This window comes from Olleya sp. AS48, from assembly GCF_038900355.1.
In the GTDB taxonomy this organism is placed as follows: Bacteria; Bacteroidota; Bacteroidia; order Flavobacteriales; family Flavobacteriaceae; genus Olleya.
Genome location: NZ_JBBMRD010000022.1, coordinates 1 through 4,106 on the forward strand (window position 1 = coordinate 1; position 4,106 = coordinate 4,106).

Sequence of the window (4,106 nt, forward strand, 5' to 3'; positions counted from 1 at the left end):
TATCAATCAACAGCAGATGAAGCTTGGGTACCAATTGGTATTAACTTAGATGCTTACTTGGGTCAAATCATTTATATCGAAATTAGCTATGTAGGAACAGGAGACACGTTTGAGAGTGATATGGCAATTGACCAAGTGAGAGTAGAAACGTGTGGTGATTTTTGTGTTGCTCCAACAGGTATAACTGTTGATGCAATTACAGACACAACTGCAGATGTATCATGGACTGCTAATAATGGTGAAACAAATTGGGAAATAGTAGTACAACCAGCAGGTACAGGAGTACCAACGGGATCTGGAACACCTATTACTACCAACCCTTATACATTAACAGGTTTAACCGCAAGTACAGTTAATGAGGTTTATATTCTTTCTGATTGTGGTAATGGCTTAAGTGTTTGGGCAGGACCAATTAACTTTACAACATTAAACACACCACCACCTGCTCCAGTAGGCGTAACATGTACTTCTGGTGCATCTACTTTTATCTTTACAGAAGATTTTGGTAATGACACCAACTATGTGCCAGCAGGATGGACAGGAACTGCATTTACAGATACTAATGGAGATTGGGATATTACAACCGTAAATGCAAACTCAACAGGAACTGGTCCAAACATTACATGGGACGGAAATGCAGGAACACACCTTGAATATGAAGGTTCAGGAAACACAACTAACGTAGCCTCTGCTATTACACCAGCAATAGACTTATCTACAGCAGTAGATGGTGCAGAATTATCGTTTTGGATGCATGCATTTGGAGATAATATGGGAACTTTGAATATTGGTGTTAGCACCTCTCAAACAGGACCTTTTACTACTGAGTATACTTGGATAGGTGATTACCAATCAACAGCAGACGAAGCTTGGGTACCTATTGGTGTTAATTTAGATGCCTACTTGGGACAGATAGTGTACATTGAAATTAGCTATGTAGGTACTGGTGATATTTTTGAAAGCGATATGGCAATTGACCAAGTGCGAGTAGAAGCTTGTGGAAACTTTTGCGTAGCACCAAGTAATATTACTGCAACATCAATTACTGAAACTTCAGCAGATATATCTTGGACATCAAATGGAACAGAGACAGAATGGAATTATGTTATACAACCAGCAGGAACAGGAATACCAACTTCTGGTACGTTAGTAACAACAACCACAATTTCAGAGACAGGATTAAATCCAGCAACGGATTACGAGATTTATGTACAATCGATTTGTGGAGCAGATACAAGTACTTGGGCTGGACCGTTTACCTTTTCAACATTATTACAATTTAACTTTACTTTAGATTGTGCGACGGATGGACCACAAACAATTAACTACTGTTATGAAAGTAACGATACAAACATCTTTACATTTAGCTCTACGGATGGTACAGCATTAAATATCACATTTAACTCTGGACAAGTAGAGCAAGGATGGGATGAGTTAATCGTATTTGATACAGACGGAACAACAGACCTTAATGCATTAACACCATATGGAAATAATGGAGATGTTTCAGGGTTGACATATCAATCGTCAGGAGACACTATTTCTTTTACTGTACAATCAGATGGTGTATTTGATTGTGGTTCTCAAGGCTATACACCATTAACAGTTACAGTAAATTGTGCAACTTGTATTAATCCTGTTGTAGACTTTTCTACAACTACTGACTGTAGTGCAGGAAACAATCAATTTTTTGTTAACGTTGATATAACTAGTATAGGAGATGCATTAAGCTTAAATATTACAGACAACCAAAGTACTCCACTACAAAACGTAATGACTAGTGGTATTATAACAATGGGACCATATCCATTGGACACAGATGTAGTAGTTACAGTTGCAAATGCGGATGATACAAATTGTATTGTAACAAGTAGCACATTAAATGTTCCTGTTTGCCCTCCAGCAAATGATGATTGTTTAAATGCTATTATAGTCACACCAAACGCAGACGAGAATTGTACTAATACAACAAGCGCAACATTATATGGAGCAACAACTTCAACACAAACAAATGTTTGTACTGGAACAGCAAATGACGACGTTTGGTTTCAGTTTGATGCTGTTGCAACCGATCACGGAATTGACATAAGTAACATCGTTGGAGATACGGTTAATTTAAACCATGCACTTTATGAAGGTCCTGATTGTGACTCTTTAACTAATATTTATTGTGAGGCTACAAACAATAGCATAGCAAATGGGTTAACAATAGGTAATACTTACTATATTAGAATTTACACAGATGGAGATATTCCTTTTCAAGATGTAAACTTTGATTTATGCGTATTTACAATTCCGCCTCCAATAACAACAAACGACACACAATACACAGTACAAGAATTAGTTACAGATGTATTAGTAAATTCGCCTTGTGCATTAATTAACAACGTTACTTGGTCAACAGGAACCGATTTTGGAACAACTAATGGTATTGGATATTTTGAAGCCAACGGATCTTCATTCCCTTTCCAAAGTGGTATTGTTATGACAACAGGAAACGTATTAAATGCACCAGGTCCAGAGACAGGTGTATTAAGTGAAGGTGGAGGATCTTGGCCAGGAGATGCAGACTTAGAAGCTTTTATTAACACAGATTTAGACGGAAATCCAGGAGATGATGTACCTGCAGGAGGATCTAACAACGCATCATTAATTGAGTTCGAATTTACTCCGTTAATTGATCAGCTATCTTTTAATTTTATTTTTGCAGCAGAAGAATATGGAACTTTTCAATGTGGATTCTCTGATGCATTTGCATTTTTATTAACAGACTTAACAACTGGTAATGTTACAAACCTTGCTGTAATACCAGGCACTTCAGATCCAGTTTCGGTACTTTCAATAAGAGACGACGCTTATAATACTAGTTGTGCATCCTCTAACCCAACACTATTTGATGCATACTATGGAGCAGGAGGATTACCAGCAATTACTAATCCAACAAATTTTATTGGAAGAACAGTACCATTAACAGCAACTTCTGCTGTGATACCTAACAATCCATATAGTATCAAATTGGTTATCGCAGATGATGGTGATACTATTTACGACTCGGCTGTATTTTTAGAAGCTAGTAGTTTTGATATTGGAAATATTGACCTTGGAAATGACATTTTAATTAGTAATGGATTAGCAACTTGCGAAGGTGATAGCGTAACACTAGACTTAGGTATTGCTCCACCAACAAACGCAACCATAACATGGTATGCGGTTGCAGACGGAATTACAGACCCAATTGCAGGTGAAAACGGAACCTCTTTAGTTGTTACTGAACAAGGACTATATCAAGTAGATATTACATTTACAGACGTAAGTTCAGCTTGTTTTTATACAGATCAGATTTTGGTTGAATTTTTTCCGAAACCGGAAATTGAAACAGGTATAATTACAGATATCTCAGCTTGTGATCCAGATGATAGTGGTGTTTTCTCGTTTGATTTAACAATATTTGAATCAGCTATTTATGCCACACAAAATGATATTGCAATAAGCTATTATTTAACCGAACAAAATGCAATTGATGCAATAGATGCTTTTACTAACCCAACCAGTTTCACATCAGCACCTACAACAATATATATTAGGTTAGAAAATACAATTACAGGATGTTTTGAAACCACATCATTTAACTTATTATTTAATATAAGTCCAGAAACATCATTTAATTTAGATGTGCCTTATGAAGTTTGTCCAAACGCAACATCACCAATTGCAATCACTGCAGACGCTATTAATTATATTGAAAGCGAAGTAAATATCAAATGGTATAACGAAGGTGTTGAGATTGCTGGTCAAACAAGTTTAGAATTAGACAATGTTTTAACCTCTGGACTTTATGAAATTGAAGTTACATTTAATGATACAGGATGTTCTAAGTCAGAATTTGTAACAGTAGTAGAGTTAGAAAACTGTACAATACCACAAGGTATCTCTCCAGGTGTATCACCAGGATTAAATGACAATTTTGATTTAAGTAGTTTTGATGTACAAAGCTTAGAGATTTACAACCGTAATGGTACTTTAGTTTATTCTAAAACAAATTATGTAAACGAATGGGAAGGACAATCTAACGCAGGTGACGAGTTACCAGTTGGAACGTACTACTA

1 protein-coding gene is annotated in these 4,106 nt (G+C 36.2%); it reads left to right on the plus strand.

Annotated features, from left to right (window positions below; all coding sequences use genetic code 11):
- Positions 1-4,106: choice-of-anchor L domain-containing protein (locus tag WNY60_RS15430; protein ID WP_342862918.1), on the plus strand; the 4,106-nt coding region annotated here is incomplete at both ends.